The following is an 18,596-nucleotide window of genomic DNA, read 5'->3' on the forward strand; positions in this document are numbered from 1 at the left end:
TTCAAAATATACTAGTTTTGAAATAGCCATTTTTGTCAAAATCTCCAAAAAATATCAAAGGAGATTTTAAAATGGCTTTGTCATCTATGGACTTTACCCCACCAGCAACACAAAATGTTAAATTAAAACCTAGCGTATATGAAAAGATTATACAAATAGGTGCAAGCGAGACACCACTTTTAAACAAAATAGGCACATCAAGTGTTACAAGCCCACTGTTGCATTCTTGGCTTACAGACACATTAGCAGACCCAAAGAAAAATGCTAATTTGGAATTAAGTAAATTTAATGGCGAAACAAAAAACACAACTCAAAAAACATCTAATGCAACACAAATTTTTATTACAGAAGTTTCAGTTACCACAGCTTTAATGAAAGCTAAACAATATGGTGGTAATGAGATGGAATATCAAGTTGGTAAAAAGACAAAAGAGCATAAAAGAGATATAGAATATGCTTTATTTGGATTAGGTCGTGATAGTGATGTTAAAAAATCAGTGTTTAAAGAGCATATTCAAGCGCAAAATGGTGTAAGTGGAGAAATGGCAGGATTGTTTCACTATATAGCAAAAGGAGAAACAAGCTTTAGTGGTGGAAAAAGAGGCAATGTATTAGCATTTGATGAAGCAAAAGATTGGAGCGGAACTCCTAGCTTGCTTACTGAAGATAAATTAAGTCAAATTTTACAAAGCATTTGGGATAGTGGTGCTACACCTAAAGATGTATTTTTAGGAGCTAGTTTAAAACCGGCTATTAATAAACTCGCTACTAGGATTTTTGGAAATGAGAAAAATCTAGTTGGAAATGTTATGAGCCTTGAGACAGATTTTGGAACAATCAATTTTCACTTACATAGACTATTAAGCCCTAAATATGGATTAGGTGATGTTTTAATAGCAGGTGATTTTGAGTTTATGAAACACGGGCTTTACATTCCTACTTTTATTGAAGATGTACCTACTGATGCAACAGCAAAAGCAAAAAGATTTTACACTCAAAGCACATTAGAAGTAAGAAATGCTGATGCATTTGCTATAGGTGTTGGGCTTAGTGGCGTAGAAGGTGGAGCTTTAAAGCTTAAAAAATGAAAAGTGTATTAGTTAGGGATATTATCTTAAAGAAAATGTCCAAAGAAAGAACTAGTGTTGATGATAAATTTATAAAAGCCTATATTATGGAGGCTTTTTATTATATTTGTGGCAAATGTGAGCCTAGTGTACTCACTAAAACCATAAGAGAAGATGATCAAGTGGTCTTAAGAAACACTAGAAACAATGCATTTTTGATAGTCCCTGATGAGCCAAATTTTGAAGATGAACAAGAACATTTAATGATAGATGAAAGCCTTTGCTACGCTGTTATTAATTATGTATGTTTTTTGATGAGCAAAGGCGAAAATGTGATGTATTTAAAGCTTTGCAATGAAATTATCAATGATTATATTAGTAACGATGGAAAGGAGCTTGAAAATGCACACTTGTGATACATATAAAAAATTTATCAGAGCAAAGAGTTATGATGATTATGAAAAAAGTATTACAAACTTAGATTTTATAGCTTATTTGGACACTAAAAAATGGCTTGAAGCAATGGATGATTTGTTGTTATTTTGCCAAAGAAGAATAAAAGATAGCGATTTTTATACAGGGGAGTAAAATGGTAAGTTTAGCTGAATTGAAAACAGGTAAAGAAAAGCTAGAATTAATTAATCAAATTTTATTAAGAATTGATACTATAGCTAGAGCTTTAGACAATACAAGACTTGATGAAATTGTCGGTTTAAAAGAGAGCGTAAATTCTTTACATGAACAAACACTAGAACTAAAACAAGAAGTTTTAACAATATATACTAGTTTTAGCGAAAATAAAAAAGATTTTGATACTAAATTTTCTAGTGTTAATGAAAAATTTAGCATTATGCAAGAGCGTTTTAGTTTTATAGAGCAAGCTTATAATGATTTTTCAAGTTCTAAAGAAGAACTTGAGCTTATAAAAGGCTTTATAGAAGAAAATAAACCTGTATTTGAAAGCTTAAAAGATGATTTATCTAAATATGAAAGTATGAAGATAGATCTAGAAGCCATTATCACAGAAGCTACAAATAATACAAAATTATCAAAAGAATATTTTGAATTAAGCTCAAAAATAAAAGATGATATTTTAAGAGAATTAGAACATTGCAAAGATTTGGTGCAAGAGTTAAACTATAGTGCTGATGAGCTTAGGGGACTAAAGCCAGAGCTTTTGCAGATAAAAAAAGAAGTAAACGAGCTTTCATCGCAAGCTAGTAAAGTAGTTTTAGATGCAAGCGAAATTATAAAAAATAAAATAAATACTATCTTTTTTGAAAATCAAAGATTAAATCAAGAAATGATAGATAGTGTCAAAAAATTGGAGGAAATAAAATATGATGTTGGCATAAAGTATAAAGAAATAATACAAGCTTATAATCTTTTACTAGAAACCAAAGAGAGTTTAGAAGAGTTAAAAGAAGTTATTGCTTTATACAAAGAATTTGAAAACGACATTAAATCATATTCAGAGCTTATAAAAAATTTCAAAGAACAAATTGCGAATTTAGAAAGTGATTTAGAAAATAAAGTACAAGGTTTACACGAAGCTTTAGAAGCAAAAGGTGAGCAAGTAATCTCATCCATAGAAACAGCAAAAAATGAAGCTATTGTTAAATTTGATGAGCTTGTTGCAAAATGTGAAGGATATAAAATACATTTTGAGCAAAGTTATGATAGGTTTAATCAAAGAGCTTTAATAGCTAATGAAGATTTGGGGAGACTAGCCGAAGTTGCTAAAAAAGAGCTAGGCAATGACAAGTTAATCTATGAGACAGAATTAAAAGCTTTGCGTGATGAAATATTGCAAGAAATGAATGAAGTTAGTGATAAGGTAATAAATGATAGCACAGGAGTTATTGCCTCAATTGATGAAAAAGCTAATGAACTTAAAAATTTTGTAGATATTTCAAGAGCAAATATAGATAATTTGATAAATGCATTCAATGCTAATTATAATCAAAAAATACAAGAATTTACATCTTTAAACACAAACGCCTTAAGTAGTATAGAAGAAGCTAAAACTAGCTCTTTATCTGATATTAATACTAGTAAAGATGAAAGTATATCTTCTATAGAAACAAGCAAAGACAACGCCTTAAGTAGTATAGAAGAAGCTAAAACACAAGGGATAGCTTCAATAGATGAAAAATTAACGCAAATAGATTTTAATGGGATAAAAGAAAGAGTTGAAAAAAACGAAGGTGATATTGCAGGTATTGAGGAAAGTTTAGAAAATAAAGCTGATTTATTAACACGAGTAGAAAGCAAAACTGTAGGAGTAGGAGGGGATTTCACAACCATACAAGAGTGCTGTGATTATTATGCTAAATATATAGCTTTAAAAGAAGTTAGAGTAACAGTTACTTTAAAAAGAGGTTATAAGTGGGAAAAATTGAGATTAGTTAGTTGTAATTTACTTTTTATGGATATTAAATCAGAGGATGAATGGATTGAATTAGCTGATAGTAAAGATTATATTATACATTTAAGTAATTCTATAGCTCCTATTATGAGTAACTTAAAATTTAGAAATACCACAGGAAAAAGACTAGCCAAACTTATATATGCTACTAATAATTCATTTATGCTTGCGCCGAATATAAGTTTTGATATAAGAGATGACTATGAAGATGATTTTGGGCATTGTGTATATTCAGGTTATAAAACTTTTTTAAACATATCTGGGTCATCTATCAAGGTAAGACTTACAAAAGCAAAATCTAAAGTATATAACATACTTGTTAGTAGTCATTTTGCTTGTTTAGTATGTCCTAATCCTAAAATAGATTTTGAAGACACATTTAGTACTTTAAATGATTTACAACTTTTATTATTATTGAATACTACATCAATGTCATTAAATTCATATAATATGCCTACCAATAGTATTAAGATTAATATTCCTAAATCTACTATAACTATTGTATATGCATCAAATCTAACTGATATTATTTGTGAAGGTATAAATCTTGATGTAGTAGCAAAAAGATGTATAGCATTTGCTTCATTTGAAGCTTCTAGGATTCAAGCGGTAAATATAAAAAATCCAAAGATACGAGTAACAGATACATCAAACTCTTATATATTTTTTGCTGGAGGTGGCGGAGGATATATTGTTGCATCTTTATATGCAAGAGGTTCTAGTGTAGATTCTAAAGTTATAGATACTAACATAACACCTAATACTATTGTTGAAAAAGGTGTAATTATTAAATAATGGAGGAAATTATGATAATTACTAAAGAAAATGGAGTTGTTTATAGAGAATTAAATAATGATATTATTAATTTTCATAAAGAAAATAAAATGATAATAGCATTTATAAATAGGCCTGCAAATGAAATAAAAGATGATAATGGTAATATCATATATACAGATGACATCACACCACAAGAAATTGAAAATGGTACTAAAGCGGTTAAAGAACACTGTCTAGCAAATAAAAATGAGAATTTATATTTTGAGTACTTACTAGCAATTTCACAAGAAGATGAAAAACTAAATGTTTTAAAAGAAAAGAAAAAACATGAAATTCAAACTAAAAGAGATGAAGCTTTAGAAAGTGGACTTGTTTATAATGAGCATACTTTTCAAACAAGAAAAGAAGACAAACAAAATATCATTGGAGCTGCAACTAATTTAATGTTTGATATGCAAAGTGAAACTAACTCAATTTCTGAAATCATTTGGATTGATATAAATGATAAAAAAGCAACTTTTACACCACAAGATTTTTTAAAATTTGCTTCAAGTGTAGCTTATCATACCCAAGAAATTATCTTTAAAGCAAATGCATTAAAAGAAAGAATAGAACAAGCTGAATCTGAACAAGATTTAGAAGCTATTGTTTGGGAGGATTAATATGTCGCATTTAGAAAATTCAGCCAATATAGCTTTATTTGGAGGTTCTTTTATCTTAGCTTTTTTCTTTCAGTTTTTAGCATATACTGGTATTAAAGAAGCTCAAGCTTTTACTTTGTTTGTTATTTTTATATTTTCAGCAATAGTAGGTTTTTGCAGAACTTTAGCCTTAAATGAAAGTGTTAAGGCTTATACCTTTTCTGATCTTTTGTCAAAGTTTTTAATGCTAGGAATACCTTTTATGTTTGCTTTGGGTGCAAAGCAAATAGATGCTTTATATTATTTTGTAGATTATAGTTTTAGCTTCTTGATTTTAGGAGAAATCCTTTCTGTAATGATTAATATTCAATGTATAAAAACAAGAAAAGCAATAGCTGAAGTAGATATTTACAATATTGCAGTTGAGAAAATAAAGAATTTTTCAAGCGGTTTTTTAAAAACAAATACTTATATAAAAGAAGAAGAAAAGGGTAGGCAAGATGATAAGAAAAACACTTAAAAGGGTTATAGTTAAGCCTTTTGGTAAAGATAGATTTGAAGTTGTAAAAGAATTTGAAGTTAGTTTGTGTGGTTTAAATTTTATCGTGCCAAAAGGCTTTATTAGTGATGGTGCTTCAGTGCCACGCATTTTTTGGAGTATTTATCCTCCATATAAAAGTGAGTATTTTAGCGCAGCAATTGTGCATGATTATTTATGCCAAAAAGCATATTCAAAAGATGATTATAAGCTAGCAGATAAAGTTTTAAAAGAAGCTATGAGTGAGCTTGGTTGCTCTAAAGTAAAGACTTTTATTTTTTATCATGCGTGTAATACATTCCATGTGGTTAAATGTTTTTTTAAAGGATTAAAATGAAACTAAAATTAACTAGAAAGTATTTAAGAAATACTTGTGTCATAGGAGAGTTTAAAGTCTTAGATGAAAAAGAAAATATTCTTTTTGAGTGTTTTTCTTTAGAAGAAGATAAAGAAGGGATTGAAAGAGAAAAAGACTTAAGAGTTCCTGCTGGAGTTTATAATCTAAAAAGACATACACTATCTAGTTTTAATGATAAAGGTAAAAGGATAGTAGCAGGAGTTAAAGTTTTAAACGATGATGATAGCGTTGTAAATATCTACAACGATGATGTACCTTTTGATAGACACATTTTAATCCATTGGGGAAATACAGACAAAGATACAAAAGGTTGTATTTTACTAGGTTTAACTAAGAGCGATGAAAGTGTCGGACAAAGCAGACAAGCTTGTAAAGAATTTTACGATTTAATGCATGGTAAAAATCTTGAAGACATTAAATTAGAAATAACAAATGAATTAGCATGAGTTCTATATTTTCATATATCCTAGGAGATAAAAAACTTTATATTGCTTTAGCTCTAATGGCAATCTTAGCAGGATATTTTTATCTAAGACTTGATAGTACTCAAGCAAAATTAGAAAAAAGTCAAAGTGATTTAAATTTAGCTTTGAGTGTAAATAATGAACTCACGAGGATTACTCAGGAGCTTAAAACAAGACACGAGCAAGAGCTAAAAGCACTCTTTCATGCAAATACTCAAAAAAATCAAATCAAAACAAGGGTTGATGATGTTAAAAACTATATATCCAAAAGCAATGAAACTAATACCACTAAGCTTTTTAATGTTATGCTTGATAGGCTGTGGGAGCAAAACACAAGTATTAACCAAAATACAAATTCAAAAAGTGCAAATACCAAATGAGCTTTTAGAATTTGATAGAGCGCATAAACCTATAGTGCAAGATGAAAAAGATATATTAAAAGCTTATAGTGAGCTTTTTTATCACTATAAGCAATGTGAGATCAATATAGATAAAATTAAGGAGTTGAATGATGAATTATGAGCAAAGATTAAATCAATTTAAAAAAATATATCCCGAAATTTTAGAGTTAAGCTTGGCGGAAAAATCCCCATTTGGAGAATTAAAAAAGATATTAGATGATAGCATAAAAAATGATGTTATTAAAAACGAAGAGCAGTTTAAAACTTTAGCGAATGCGCTATCTTTAGTAGGACAAAGTATAGTAGCACAAAGTCAAACGACAGCATTGGGTATGATTTTGCAAGGCGATGAAAACGAACTTAATAGCGAGAAAATAAAACTTATACAAGCACAAATAGAAACTGAAAAGAAAAAACCCGCACTCATAGATAGACAACGAGAACAAATAGATGATATGTTAAGAATAGAAGCGGCAAAAGTTGCACAAGGATATAGTTTTGGGCTAAGCGCAGGTGGGCTTGAAATACCAAAAGAGTTGGAATCTTGGGTAAAAGAAAAAATTGAAAATATAGATAAATGATTGATAAAAAATATAGAACTCCAAAATATTTTTTAAGAGCTAAATATCCACAGAATGCAAATGACATAGGATATGTAGAATGCTATCAAGCTTGGTTTTTATACGGAACTACCTTTGTACATAAATATGTAGAGCTTCTGCATAAACAATTAATAAGAAAAGGTAGGGCTGTAAAAACAAGAATTTATCACCCGCTCTTCCCAAATTCCTATGGAATTGATTTTTATGATATTAAAAGTCCTTCTAGAGCTCCATATAATTACCATAATAGTGGGGATTTGGGGTTAAATCAGTTTTTTGTAGGTCAAAACCCTTATGAGTGGTATAGAGGAGACCCTGGAGATAAAAGTGGAATATATCATGATACTTGTCAAATTATAAGGAAAAGACAAAATTTAAGCTTGTTTAGTTTTGATTTTCATGGAAAAAATGTTGTTACAAACCCTAGCTATCTTTTAAAATACAAAGAAGAGTTAAAGAATTTTTATTATCTACATGATCTTACTTTTGAAAAAATACATGGCTTTTATGGTGCTATAGTCCCTGGATATGGTAAGCCAAAATATATTTTTGTAAAATCTAATATAATTAATAACGAGCTTATAAAACCTAATTTTATTTTACCGGATAAAGACAAATTTAAGCCAAGTTTAGTAGAGAGTGAAGATGGTAGATATTACAATTTAAGACCATATTATGATGAGTTCTTGAGATTAAATAAAAATGTATTTATTGTACCTGAAAAAATATCTAATATTGATTTTTTAAGTGCATTTAACAATAACATCAATGTTTCTAAATTAGGCGATATATTTCACCCTCTAGCATTTCTTTCTAATTTAAATAATATAGCTTATCAAGAGCCTGTTGTTTTGAGAAGTCAGAATAGTCTTTTTAATAAAAATATTTCATTGATGCCTTGTTATAATAATGAAAGCAATATGCCTTATGGAAGAAAAGATAGATGGTTTATTTTATGGGATAGTATGTATGATCTTTATGTGAAAGAAGATAAGGAATGGTGGGAGTTTATAATAGCTCCTGTTGTTTCTGCTGTGATTGTTTTTATTAGTTTTTATACAGGTGGAGTTATAGGTGGGGCTTTAGGTGGTATGATAGGCGGAGCTTCGGCTACAATTATAACAAATATAACAATCGCACTTAGTACGCTTGGAGGTGTTATAGACGCATTAAGTTTTTTAGGCATAGTAGATAAAGGAAGTTCTTTAGCTAAAATAAATAAAGTTTTAAAATTGGTTTTAGCTGTTGCAGGATTGGTAAGTGCTGGATATAAAATAGGAGTTGATATTAATAGTGCAATTTCTAATCAAACCCCTATAGTTGATGTTTTAATTAATAAAGATGCTACATCTTCAGATATTATAGGTTATATTAGTGATATATTTTTAAGCTCTAATTTAAAAGAAGCTAGTTTGCCTTTAGATGAAAATAGTGATATTGATGAGCATGTTTTTTTTGGAGAGGCTTCGAAGGAAGATGTTGAAATGGTAACTAAAAATCTACTAAATGAAAACTGGTATAGTTTTGACACCTTAGATATTTTAAATGAAAAAGATGTTGAGATATAATTTAGATAATTAAGTTTTGTCTAATATATTTTAAAGTATCTTTTGGAAAATAAAAAATATATGTTCTTAGCAAATTATACCCATTTTATACCTATTTGTGAATTTTTTGGTATAAAATATCTATAAATAAGCTATTTTATAGCATAGTTTAAACCTTGCTGGGGACACCACTTTAAGGAAAAAGATGTTTCATATAGTCTTGGTTGAGCCTCGTATACCACAAAATACAGGAAGTATAGGTAGAATGTGTTTTAATGCAGGATTTACTTTGCATATTATTAATCCACTTTTTAGTATTGATGAAAAGGCGGTTAGAAGAGCAGGGCTTGATTATTGGAAAAAATTAAATCCTTTATTATGGAATAATTTAGAAGATTTTTTAAAAGAATATGAAAAATTTCAAGATAGATTTTTCTTTGCAACAACTAAAACCACTCAAGCTTATTTTGACGTAAATTATCAAAAAGGTGATTTTTTGTTTTTTGGAAGTGAAAGTTTTGGTTTACCTATGGATTTAATGCAAAAAAAATGGGAAAATGCCATTACCATACCGATGAAAGATTGTGGTAGAAGTTTAAATTTAGCTACAAGCGTAGGCATAGTGAGTTATGAAGCTTTGAGGCAAAATTTTGCCTCTTTTGAAAAATTTTAATGATTTAAAACTTGATTTAAAAATTCTTTCAATCTTTCATTTTTTGGATTTTCAAATGCTATTTTAGGACATTCATCTACTGCTATAATGCCTTTATCCATAAAGAAAATTCGATTAGCTACATTTCTTGCAAAGCCCATTTCATGCGTAACTACAAGCATGGTTAGACCTTCTTTAGCCACTTCTTTCATGATGTTTAAAACCTCACCTATCATCTCAGGATCTAATGCTGAAGTTGGTTCATCAAATAAAATCACATCAGGATTCATCATTAATGATCTTGCTATAGCAATACGCTGTTTTTGTCCACCTGAGAGTTTGTGAGGAAAATAGCTTTCTTTATCACTTAAGCCAACTTTTTTGAGTAATTCTCGTGCTTTTTTTACTGCTTCGTCTTTACTCATGATTTTTGTTTGTACTGGCGCTAGACATAAATTTTCTAAAACATTTTTATTATTAAAAAGATTAAAATGTTGAAATACCATGCTTACTTTTTGACGAATTTTATTGATATCTGCTTTTTTATCAAGTATATTAACATTATTGATATAAATATTACCACCATCTGGTGTTTCAAGTTTATTTAAACAGCGTAAAAAAGTACTTTTTCCACCTCCACTAGGCCCTATAATAGCAATAATATCACCTTTATGTACTTCAACACTAATATCTTTTAAGACTTCTAAATCTCCGTATTTTTTAATTAAATTTTCTATTTTAATCATGTTTATTTAATCTCACTTCTATAATTCTTGCGATAAGTGTTAAAATTTTAACACTTATATAATATACAAGTCCTGTAAAAATAATAGGTTTAGGGTTGTAATAGATTGCTTGTAAGCTTTTACTTTGCATGGTAATATCCATAACACTAATATAACCTACTATTGAAGTTTCTTTAAATAAAGAAATAAATTCATTCATTAAAGAAGGTAAAATGTTTTTAATTGCCTGCGGGAAGATGATTAGTCTCATAGAAGCAGAATAATTAAGTCCCATTGCTCTTGCTGCTTCCATTTGTCCTTTGTCTACACTTTGAATTCCACTTCTTACGATTTCAGCTACATAAGCAGAGCTATTAAGTCCAAGTGCGATAATAGCCACATAAAAATTATCACTCCAAGTAGCAAAAATCACTACTGAAAAAATCAAAAGTTGTAAAAGTAAAGGGGTTCCGCGTATGATGTCTATGTATTCATCTATAATAAAATTTAAACTTTGGATTTCTAAAAATCTTAAAAATGCTAGGAAAAAACCAAACACTATTCCTATTAAAATCCCACCCACTGTTAAACCAAGTGTTGTGAAATAACTATGAACATAAGCTTTAGCTTCTATGGTATAAGCATATTCACTTGTGGCTAAACCATTTTGATCTTTGACTTGTAAAATTTCAATAGGAAATGAGAAATAAGCCCAAAAAATAATAATGGCAAAAAATACAAAAAGTTTCATCGTATTTTGTTTCAACTTGCACACCTTGATAAATTTTTAAAAATCTAAGTGTATAAAAATTAAGTTTTCTTTTTACTTAAAGGTGTTTTATGTGATGTTGTTGTTAATATTTTGAGTTAAAATTTCACATAGCTATAAAAAATAAAATAAAATTAACCTAAAATTATATTTTTTTATAACAAATTCATTTTTTTATGATAAATTTGTATTTGAAAATTTATAAAAAAGGAGATAAATATGGATTTAATATCCCAATTTGTTGCCTTTGTGAATAATCAGTATTATTCTATTTTAGTAATTTTACTTATTGTCACGGGGTTTTATTATAGTTATTTGACTGGTTTTGTGCAATTTCGAATGCTTCCTTATGTGTTTGATATCTTAACAGAAAAGCAAGAAAAGCATGAAAAACACCATATTACTCCTTTTCAAGCTTTGATGATTTCAACAGCTTCAAGAGTTGGTATAGGAAATATCGCAGGTATCGCAGTAGCAGTTGTTTTGGGTGGACCAGGTGCTTTATTTTGGATGTGGGCTATGGCGTTTTTTGGTGGCGCCTCAGCTTTTGCAGAAAGTACTTTAGCACAAGTTTACAAAAGCCGTGATGGTAAAAGTTTTAAAGGTGGTCCTGCTTATTATATTAGTAAAGCTTTAAATTTAAAATGGCTTGGAGCTGTTTTTGCGGTGATTTTAATCATTACTTATGCTTATGGATTTAATGGTCTTCAAAGCCAAACTATGACTTCAGCATTTGAGTTTTACTATAAAGGCATGGTTGATGCTAGCGAAGTGAGTTTTGCTCAAAGTTGGTGGCCTATTGTAATAGGAGCAATTTTAGCTGTTTTTGCTGCTTATATGTTTTTTGGTGATCATACTAAAATAGGTAAAGTAAGTTCGGTTATCGTTCCTATTATGGCGATGATTTATGTAGGTTTATCTATCATAGCAATGTTTATGAATTTTGATAAAATTCCTGAAGTGTTTTCTATGATTTTTAAAAGTGCTTTTGATTTTGAAGCTATTTTTGGCGGATTTGCAGGTTCTGCTTTGGTTATAGGTATAAAAAGAGGATTATTTTCTAATGAAGCGGGTATGGGTTCAGCGCCAAATGCAGCAGCTTCAGCTCTTACAACTCACCCTGCAAAACAAGGGGTTATCCAAGCATTTTCTGTATTAATTGATGTGATTATTTGTACAAGTTCAGGATTTTTAGTATTATTTTCACTTGCTTATGCAAATAATATCGGCGTAGATGGTAAGCCTATTTTAACAGCACTACCTTTGGTGCAAGAATCTATGAAAGAATATTATGGAAATTTAGGTGTACATTTTACTACTGTTAGTATAGTTTTATTTGCTATTACTTCTTTGATAGGAAATTATTATTATGCTCAAGCAAATATTAAATATCTCACTCAAAATCCTATTATTATTAATCTTTTTAAAGCAAGCGCTGTACTTATGATCTTTATTGGTGCAAATATGGATTTAAAATTTGCATGGGATTTAGCTGATACTACTATGGCGTTTATGGCTACGATTAATATCATTTCTATTTTATTGCTTGGTGGTATAGTGAAAAAGGTATTAAAAGACTTTAGCGAACAAAAAAGACAAGGTAGAGATCCAGTGTTTAGTGCTTCAAAGCTTGGTATTAAAAACGCAGAGTGTTGGGACTAATGATAGATTATATTATTATTGCTTTGTTTGTAGCTTTTATGGTTTTTCTTGTGTTTGGCTTTAACCGCCAAATGCAAGAAAAAGCCAAACAAAGAGAAGAAAAACTAAAAACAAAGAAAGATTTTAAAAAAAATAGGTAAAATACACTAAAAATTTTTAAAAAAGAGTGTAAAATGAAATTGTTAATAGAAATAGGCACAGAAGAGCTTCCTGCCATTCCTTTATTAAAAGAACTTCCAAATATTACTAAAAAATGGGAAAAGATTTTACAAGAGTATCATTTAGAATCTGAATTTAAATTTTTCTATACTCCTAGAAGATTGGTTTTTATTCATGAAAATTTTAAAGAAAAACAAGATGATTCTTTTGTGGAATTTATAGGTGCACCTAGGGCGATAGCTTATAAAGATGGAAAGCTTACTCAAGCAGGAATTAGCTTTTTAGAAAAAAGTGGCTTAAAAGAAGAAGAGCTTGAATTTAAAGAAATTAAAGGCAAAGAAGTCTTGTATTGTCAAAAACAAGTGCAAGGCTTACAAAGTAAAGCAGTTTTAGCTCAAATGATTGAAACTTTCTTAAAAAGCTTGAGCTTTGGTAAAACTATGAGATGGGGCGATGGTAGTTTTGAATTTATCAGAGCTATTCGCTCGCTTTGTTGTATTTTAAATGATGAGTTGATTGAGTTTGAAAGCTATGGTGTTAAAAGTGCAAAAAGTACTTTTGTACATAGAAGTGTTAGTTATGATTTAATACCTTTTGTAAATATTGATGAGTATTTTAAAACTTTAGAGCAAAATTATATTATTTTAGATCAAGAACAAAGAAAAAAGCTTATTATCGAACAGTTAAAGACACTTGAAAAAGAAAATGATATTACGATTGCAGAAGATGATGAGCTTTTAGCTGAAGTTGTAGCTATCACAGAGTATCCAAAAGCATTATTAGGGCATTTTGAAAAAGAGTATTTAGAAATCCCAAGTGAGGTAATCATCACTTCTATGAGAGAAAACCAACGCTATTTTGCAGTATTTAAAAACAATACTTTAAGCAATCATTTTATTGTAGTTTCTAATGCAGTTTGTAAAGATTATTCTAAAATCATTAATGGAAATGAAAGGGTTTTAAGGGCAAGATTAAGTGATGCGATGTTTTTTTGGAAAAATGACTTAGCGCATGGCTTAAATAATGATAAAATAAGCCAAATGATCTATCTTGAAGGACTTGGAACCTTAAAAGATAAAATCATTAGAGAACAAAAAATCGCTACTAAGCTTTGTGAGGTTTTTGCTAATACCCAAAAAGATGAAATCTTAAAAGCCATAGAATACTCAAAAGCTGATCTAAGTACTCAAATGGTGTATGAATTTACTGATCTTCAAGGTATTATGGGATCTTATTATGCTAAGGCTATGGGTATGAGCGATGAGCTTGCTTTGGCGATTAAAGAGCAATACCTTCCAAATGGCGATAATTCAGCTATGCCAAGTAATGAATTTAGCTCTATTGTAGCTTTAGCTTATAAATTTGATACACTTATGGGGCTTTTTTCAATGGGGAAAATCCCAAGTGGCACAAAAGATCCTTATGCTTTAAGAAGAGCAGCAAATGGTGTTTTAAAAATTATCCTAGCTTTAAATAAAAATTTTGATCTTAAGATGTTTTTAGAAGCAATAGCTAGTGAATATAAAAGCTTTGATTTGAAAATTTTATTAGATTTTATCTTAGAGCGTTTATATACTTTTTATGAAGTAAATGCTTCTTTTGTTAAAGCTGTGCTTAGCTCTAAAACTTATGATGTTATTTATATTGATTCTTGTATGAAAGCTTTGATTCAAAGTGCAAATAAGGCAGATTTTAGTCAAAATTTTGCTACTTTTAAGCGTTTGGCAAATATTGTAGTATTGAGTGAAGCTCAAGTTAATGAGAATTTGTTTAACACTCAAGAGGAAAAAGATTTATATCAAGCTTTTATGCAGTGTAAAACAAAAGAAAATAATACCCAAAGGCTTTTAGAAAGCCTTTTTGCGCTCAAACCGCAAATTGATGCTTTTTTTGATAAAGTAATGATTAATGACAAAGATGAAAATATTAAAAACAATCGTCAAGCTTTAGTATGTGCAATTTATCGTGAGTTTTTAAAAATAGCTGATATTAAAGAGCTTAGTATATGAGAAAAATTCTTTTTTTGCTTTGTTTTTTGGTGTTTGCATTAGAAGCTAGAGAGATTGAGCTTGTAAAAGGTCAAGTAGTTTTTTTAGAATTTGATAAAAATAATTTTTTACAAATTAGTTCAAATTCTAAAAAACTTCCTTTTTTTGAGTATAAAAATAAAGTTATTGTTAGTGTAGCTATGCCTTATAAAAACCCCAAAGATAGAAAATTAATAGCTGAATTTAAAGATAATTCCAAAGAAGAAATTAACATAAAATTTAGTGAAGGAAATTATAAAAAAGAATTTTTAAAAGTTAGTGCTTCTAAGGTTAATCCACCTAAAGAAATACTTGATCGCATTAGCAAAGAATATCAAGAAGCTATTAAGGTTTATAATACTTATACCAATACAGCTTTATTTGAAGGCAATTTTATATACCCTTTAGAAAGTAAAATTACAAGTGCTTTTGGAAAAGCAAGATTGTTTAATGATACTCTTAAAAGTTATCATAGTGGAACTGATTTTAGAGCAGCAAGTGGGACAAAAATTTATGCGAGTAATGATGGTATTGTAAGGATTGCTTCAAATCGTTACTATGCAGGAAATTCGGTAGTGATTGACCATGGATATGGGATTTATTCTCAATATTATCATCTATCAAAACTTAATGTAAAAGTAGGACAAAAGGTAAAAAAAGGCGAGCTTGTAGGTTTGAGTGGAGCTAGTGGTAGGGTTACAGGGCCACATTTGCATTTTGGAATTTTAGTCAATGGTGTGCAAGTTGATCCGCTTGATTTTATAGCTAAATTTAATGCTTTATAATGATAGCTTTTAGTGAGTTTTTTCAAAATTGGATTGATAAATATTACTCCCAAGTTGTGAGTGTTGGCAAAAATGGAGATTTTTATACCGCAGTTAGTGTGGGAAATCTTTTTGGAGTGCTCTTAGCTAATCATTTTTTAAAACTTATAGATGATAAAAAATTAACTTTACCGGTTGAAGTTGTAGAAATAGGGGCAAATGAAGGGCATTTAATGCTTGATTTCATACAAGCTTTATACACTCTTAGAGCTGATGTTTTAGAGCAGATTGAGTGTTTTATCATAGAGCCACATGAAAAGTTAAGATGTGTTCAAAAAAAACTTTTTGATGAGTATGATTTGGACGTGAAAATTTATAATTCTTTAGAAGAATGTCATTTTAAAAATGCCTTTTTTTATGCCAATGAATTATTTGATTGTTTTGCGTGCGAGCTTATAAAAGATAAAACAATGGCATATGTTGGTGATGATTTAAACATTGTTTTTAAGCCTATGAGTGAAGATCTTTTAAAAGAATGTAAAAAATATGCTATCACTAATAGTGAGCTTTGTATTTCTTATAAACCTTTTTTATTCAAATTAAAACAAACTTGCGAAAAATTAACTTTTGCATGTTTTGATTATGCAAAAAAAGAAGAAAAAATTAGTATTAGAATGTATAAAAATCACCAAGTGTATAATCTTTTTGAAGAGAATTTGAAAGATTTTTTTGCTAAAAGCGATATTACATATAATGTAAATTTTGATCATTTTTTACAAGTTTTAAAAGAAGAGGGCTTTGAAGTGTTAGAATATAAAAATCAAAATCAAGCCTTAATTGACTTTGGCTTAGAAGAAATTATCGAGCAAACTAAAAACACTAACCCTCAAATTTGTAAAAACTTTATCAGCCAAAGTAAAAATTTGATGTTTAACTTTGGCGATAAGTTTAAGTTTTTAGAATTTAAGCTTCAAAATCACTGCTTGTAATATCAAGCCCAAAACCTTTTAAGCCTATGAATTCTTTATCGGTATTTTGACTTAGAAGTTTGATTTTTGAAATTTTTAAATATCTTAAAATTTGCGCTCCTATGCCGTAATTTTTATATTGTGTGTTTTCTTGTTTTTCATTTTTCATGAAAATGATTACACCACTTTTTTGACTTAAAAACTCAATTTGTTTTAATAATTCATTAAATTTATTAGAAGTTAGAAGCTCAAAGTCACTTCCACTAAGATAAAATTTAACATTCTCACATTCTTTCAAAGTGCCAAAGCTAAAAGCTATATGTTCATTTTCATTGTGATCTTTAAAAGTCATTTTTTTAGCTTTAAAACCCGCTAAAATACTGTCTTCTTCTTTGATTAAAGAAATTAAACTTTCATTTTTTAAACGATACTCGATTAAATCTGAAATAGTAATCATATTAATATCGTGTTTTTTACAAAACTCAAGCAAATCGCTTCTTCTAGCCATATCTCCATTATCTTTAACAATCTCACATATCACGCATGCTTCTTTTAGTCCTGCCAAGCGACATAAATCCACTGTTCCTTCTGTATGGCCTGTTCTTTCTAAAACCCCACCTTTTTTTGCTATCAAAGGATTAATATGCCCAGGACGCACAAAATCACTTGCCTTTGCATTATCATCAGCAAAAATTTGTATAGTCATATCCCTTTCATAAGCACTCACTCCTGTTGTTGCATTTTTTGCATCAACTGTTATAGTGAAAGCTGTTTTGTGATTTGATGTGTTTTTAGGAACCATTAAAGGTAGTTCAAATTTTTTAGCTAATTTCTCACTTAATGCTACACACACCACACCTCTTGCGTGAGTAATGGCAAAATTTATTTTTTCTTGTGAGCTAAATTGCGCAGGGAAAATCAAATCCCCTTCATTTTCTCTATCTTCCGCATCTACCATTATCAACATCTTGCCATCTTGAAGTTCTTTTATAGCTTGTTCTACACTAATATATCCCACTATTAATCTCCTTTTTTTATTTTTTGAGAATTATACAACAATTTTCTTGACATTATGTAAAAAATAATATATAATACCACTTTTAATTTACAAAATTGCTTTTTTTGTTGGGGTATCGCCAAGCGGTAAGGCAACAGGTTTTGGTCCTGTCATTCAGGGGTTCGAATCCCTTTACCCCATCCACTTCATATGATGCCGCGAAGTAGAGCAGTGGTTAGCTCGTCGGGCTCATAACCCGAAGGTCGGGAGTTCAAATCTCCCCTTCGCAACCAATTTCCTAATAAAATTTTTCAAAGAATTTAAATTAGCTACAGAGTAAATAAAAATATTGTTAATCTTACTTTTAATGATTTTCATTAGTTTTAATACTCTAATTTAACATATCAGAAATTTGAATTTAGCTTTAATATAAAACACTTAAAAAAATAATTAAAATAAGAATGTAATTTAAAAAAGTTTTGATCAGAATAAAAATACGAGATTAAATAAAATGGTGGATTTAGCAGGCGTGTAATTTACTAACCAAACCCCTAAGTATCCATACCTTAAAATTAAATATATAAATAACATATACTTTTGAAAATTCAATAATTTACATGGTTAAATCTCATTTTAAAGATTTAACCCCCCCCCCTGATACAACTTTAGCTATTTCTTCAATGGAAAATAATACATAACGAGATACACCCATAGAGTCTATCTTTTTATTTTTTGTTAATCTATCTAATGTTGGAGTTGATATTCCAAGAATACTTGTGCACTCTTTTTTGTTGAAGACTATTTTTTATACTTTTCAAACAAAAATTCTTTTGTTTCTAAATAGTTTTCATTCATGCTGATTCTCCTTTTTTTGACAATCAATCATGTGTTTATTATAACACTATTTTTATGCTAGTAAGAATTATTCTATAACTTAATACTCTTATATGCTTTTAAAATCAAATTTATAAAATATACTTAATATAAATAAGTCTAAAACTAAACTTTGTTTTTTACAGTATATATACTTAATTTAAATCTTAGCCACCC

Annotated in this window: 21 protein-coding genes and 2 tRNA genes; 20 read left to right on the plus strand and 3 right to left on the minus strand. The window is 29.2% G+C overall.

Features of this window, described 5'->3' with window-relative positions; translation table 11 throughout:
• Positions 1 to 71 precede the first annotated feature (71 nt).
• From L8U41_RS06140 to L8U41_RS06200, 13 genes are all read left to right on the plus strand, one after another.
• Positions 72 to 1,088 (plus strand): DUF5309 family protein, encoded by a 1,017-nt coding sequence (locus L8U41_RS06140; RefSeq protein ID WP_039625771.1) that lies wholly within the window; start codon positions 72 to 74, stop codon positions 1,086 to 1,088.
• Positions 1,085 to 1,483 carry a hypothetical protein gene (locus L8U41_RS06145; RefSeq protein ID WP_039625773.1) on the plus strand — a complete coding sequence of 133 codons (399 nt, stop codon included), beginning with the start codon at positions 1,085 to 1,087 and terminating at the stop codon, positions 1,481 to 1,483. The genes L8U41_RS06140 and L8U41_RS06145 overlap by 4 nt, the downstream gene beginning before the upstream one ends.
• Complete coding sequence (locus L8U41_RS06150; RefSeq protein WP_087685567.1) at positions 1,470 to 1,655, plus strand: hypothetical protein; 186 nt, start codon at positions 1,470 to 1,472, stop codon at positions 1,653 to 1,655. Before L8U41_RS06145 ends, L8U41_RS06150 begins: the two co-directional genes overlap by 14 nt.
• Position 1,656: 1 nt before the next feature.
• Positions 1,657 to 4,290, plus strand: coding sequence for a hypothetical protein (locus L8U41_RS06155; RefSeq protein ID WP_263728085.1), 2,634 nt, complete (start codon positions 1,657 to 1,659; stop codon positions 4,288 to 4,290).
• 11 nt (positions 4,291 to 4,301) lie between these two features.
• Positions 4,302 to 4,934, plus strand: a complete 633-nt coding sequence (locus tag L8U41_RS06160) for a DUF4376 domain-containing protein (RefSeq protein ID WP_214135136.1) — start codon at positions 4,302 to 4,304, stop codon at positions 4,932 to 4,934.
• Between the two features lies 1 nt (position 4,935).
• Positions 4,936 to 5,433, plus strand: a complete 498-nt coding sequence (locus L8U41_RS06165) for a hypothetical protein (RefSeq protein WP_214135135.1) — start codon at positions 4,936 to 4,938, stop codon at positions 5,431 to 5,433.
• Positions 5,414 to 5,788, plus strand: coding sequence for a DUF1353 domain-containing protein (locus L8U41_RS06170; protein ID WP_263728086.1), 375 nt, complete (start codon positions 5,414 to 5,416; stop codon positions 5,786 to 5,788). Before L8U41_RS06165 ends, L8U41_RS06170 begins: the two co-directional genes overlap by 20 nt.
• Entirely contained in the window at positions 5,785 to 6,255 is a 471-nt protein-coding gene (locus L8U41_RS06175; protein WP_214135133.1) for a DUF5675 family protein, read from the plus strand. Before L8U41_RS06170 ends, L8U41_RS06175 begins: the two co-directional genes overlap by 4 nt.
• A 5-nt stretch (positions 6,256 to 6,260) precedes the next feature.
• Entirely contained in the window at positions 6,261 to 6,653 is a 393-nt protein-coding gene (locus L8U41_RS06180) for a hypothetical protein (RefSeq protein WP_263728094.1), read from the plus strand.
• A complete protein-coding gene (locus L8U41_RS06185; RefSeq protein ID WP_250325510.1) occupies positions 6,637 to 6,795 on the plus strand; it encodes a hypothetical protein in 159 nt (52 codons plus the stop codon). Before L8U41_RS06180 ends, L8U41_RS06185 begins: the two co-directional genes overlap by 17 nt.
• Positions 6,782 to 7,255 carry a hypothetical protein gene (locus L8U41_RS06190; RefSeq protein ID WP_039625790.1) on the plus strand — a complete coding sequence of 158 codons (474 nt, stop codon included), beginning with the start codon at positions 6,782 to 6,784 and terminating at the stop codon, positions 7,253 to 7,255. The genes L8U41_RS06185 and L8U41_RS06190 overlap by 14 nt, the downstream gene beginning before the upstream one ends.
• Positions 7,252 to 8,844, plus strand: coding sequence for a hypothetical protein (locus L8U41_RS06195; RefSeq protein ID WP_263728087.1), 1,593 nt, complete (start codon positions 7,252 to 7,254; stop codon positions 8,842 to 8,844). The genes L8U41_RS06190 and L8U41_RS06195 overlap by 4 nt, the downstream gene beginning before the upstream one ends.
• A gap of 184 nt (positions 8,845 to 9,028) precedes the next feature.
• Positions 9,029 to 9,496: a tRNA (cytidine(34)-2'-O)-methyltransferase gene (locus tag L8U41_RS06200; RefSeq protein WP_263728088.1), complete on the plus strand. Its 468-nt coding sequence runs from the start codon at positions 9,029 to 9,031 to the stop codon at positions 9,494 to 9,496.
• On the opposite strand, the gene L8U41_RS06205 is transcribed toward L8U41_RS06200, so the two are convergent.
• Positions 9,493 to 10,221 (minus strand): amino acid ABC transporter ATP-binding protein, encoded by a 729-nt coding sequence (locus L8U41_RS06205; protein ID WP_263728089.1) that lies wholly within the window; start codon positions 10,219 to 10,221, stop codon positions 9,493 to 9,495. The two genes, L8U41_RS06200 and L8U41_RS06205, sit on opposite strands and share 4 nt — an antisense overlap.
• Positions 10,214 to 10,966, minus strand: coding sequence for an amino acid ABC transporter permease (locus L8U41_RS06210; protein WP_263725245.1), 753 nt, complete (start codon positions 10,964 to 10,966; stop codon positions 10,214 to 10,216). The genes L8U41_RS06205 and L8U41_RS06210 overlap by 8 nt, the downstream gene beginning before the upstream one ends.
• Positions 10,967 to 11,188: 222 nt before the next feature.
• On the opposite strand from L8U41_RS06210, the gene L8U41_RS06215 reads away from it, so the two are divergent.
• Genes L8U41_RS06215 through L8U41_RS06235 form a run of 5 tightly spaced genes read left to right on the plus strand, consistent with a single transcriptional unit; the run spans position 11,189 to position 16,570 of the window.
• The gene (locus L8U41_RS06215) at positions 11,189 to 12,631 is read left to right on the plus strand and encodes an alanine/glycine:cation symporter family protein (protein ID WP_214100050.1); all 1,443 of its coding nucleotides are present in this window, start codon (positions 11,189 to 11,191) and stop codon (positions 12,629 to 12,631) included.
• Entirely contained in the window at positions 12,631 to 12,771 is a 141-nt protein-coding gene (locus L8U41_RS06220; RefSeq protein WP_087685579.1) for a hypothetical protein, read from the plus strand. Before L8U41_RS06215 ends, L8U41_RS06220 begins: the two co-directional genes overlap by 1 nt.
• Positions 12,772 to 12,804: 33 nt before the next feature.
• On the plus strand, positions 12,805 to 14,799 hold the full coding sequence (gene glyS / locus L8U41_RS06225; protein WP_263728090.1) for a glycine--tRNA ligase subunit beta: 1,995 nt from the start codon (positions 12,805 to 12,807) through the stop codon (positions 14,797 to 14,799).
• Positions 14,796 to 15,602: a M23 family metallopeptidase gene (locus tag L8U41_RS06230; protein ID WP_263728091.1), complete on the plus strand. Its 807-nt coding sequence runs from the start codon at positions 14,796 to 14,798 to the stop codon at positions 15,600 to 15,602. Before glyS ends, L8U41_RS06230 begins: the two co-directional genes overlap by 4 nt.
• A 2-nt stretch (positions 15,603 to 15,604) precedes the next feature.
• Positions 15,605 to 16,570, plus strand: coding sequence for an SAM-dependent methyltransferase (locus tag L8U41_RS06235; protein WP_318529797.1), 966 nt, complete (start codon positions 15,605 to 15,607; stop codon positions 16,568 to 16,570).
• Here the strand turns inward: L8U41_RS06235 and L8U41_RS06240 are convergent.
• Positions 16,545 to 17,567, minus strand: a complete 1,023-nt coding sequence (locus tag L8U41_RS06240; RefSeq protein WP_263728093.1) for a bifunctional 3,4-dihydroxy-2-butanone 4-phosphate synthase/GTP cyclohydrolase II — start codon at positions 17,565 to 17,567, stop codon at positions 16,545 to 16,547. The genes L8U41_RS06235 and L8U41_RS06240 overlap by 26 nt on opposite strands.
• 108 nt (positions 17,568 to 17,675) lie before the next feature.
• On the opposite strand from L8U41_RS06240, the gene L8U41_RS06245 reads away from it, so the two are divergent.
• A tRNA-Gln gene (locus tag L8U41_RS06245) sits at positions 17,676 to 17,750 on the plus strand.
• Between the two features lie 13 nt (positions 17,751 to 17,763).
• Positions 17,764 to 17,839 (plus strand) — tRNA-Met (locus tag L8U41_RS06250).
• Positions 17,840 to 18,596: the final 757 nt, after the last annotated feature.

It is taken from the genome of Campylobacter sp. RKI_CA19_01116 (genome assembly GCF_025771405.1).
Classification (GTDB): domain Bacteria; phylum Campylobacterota; class Campylobacteria; order Campylobacterales; family Campylobacteraceae; genus Campylobacter_D.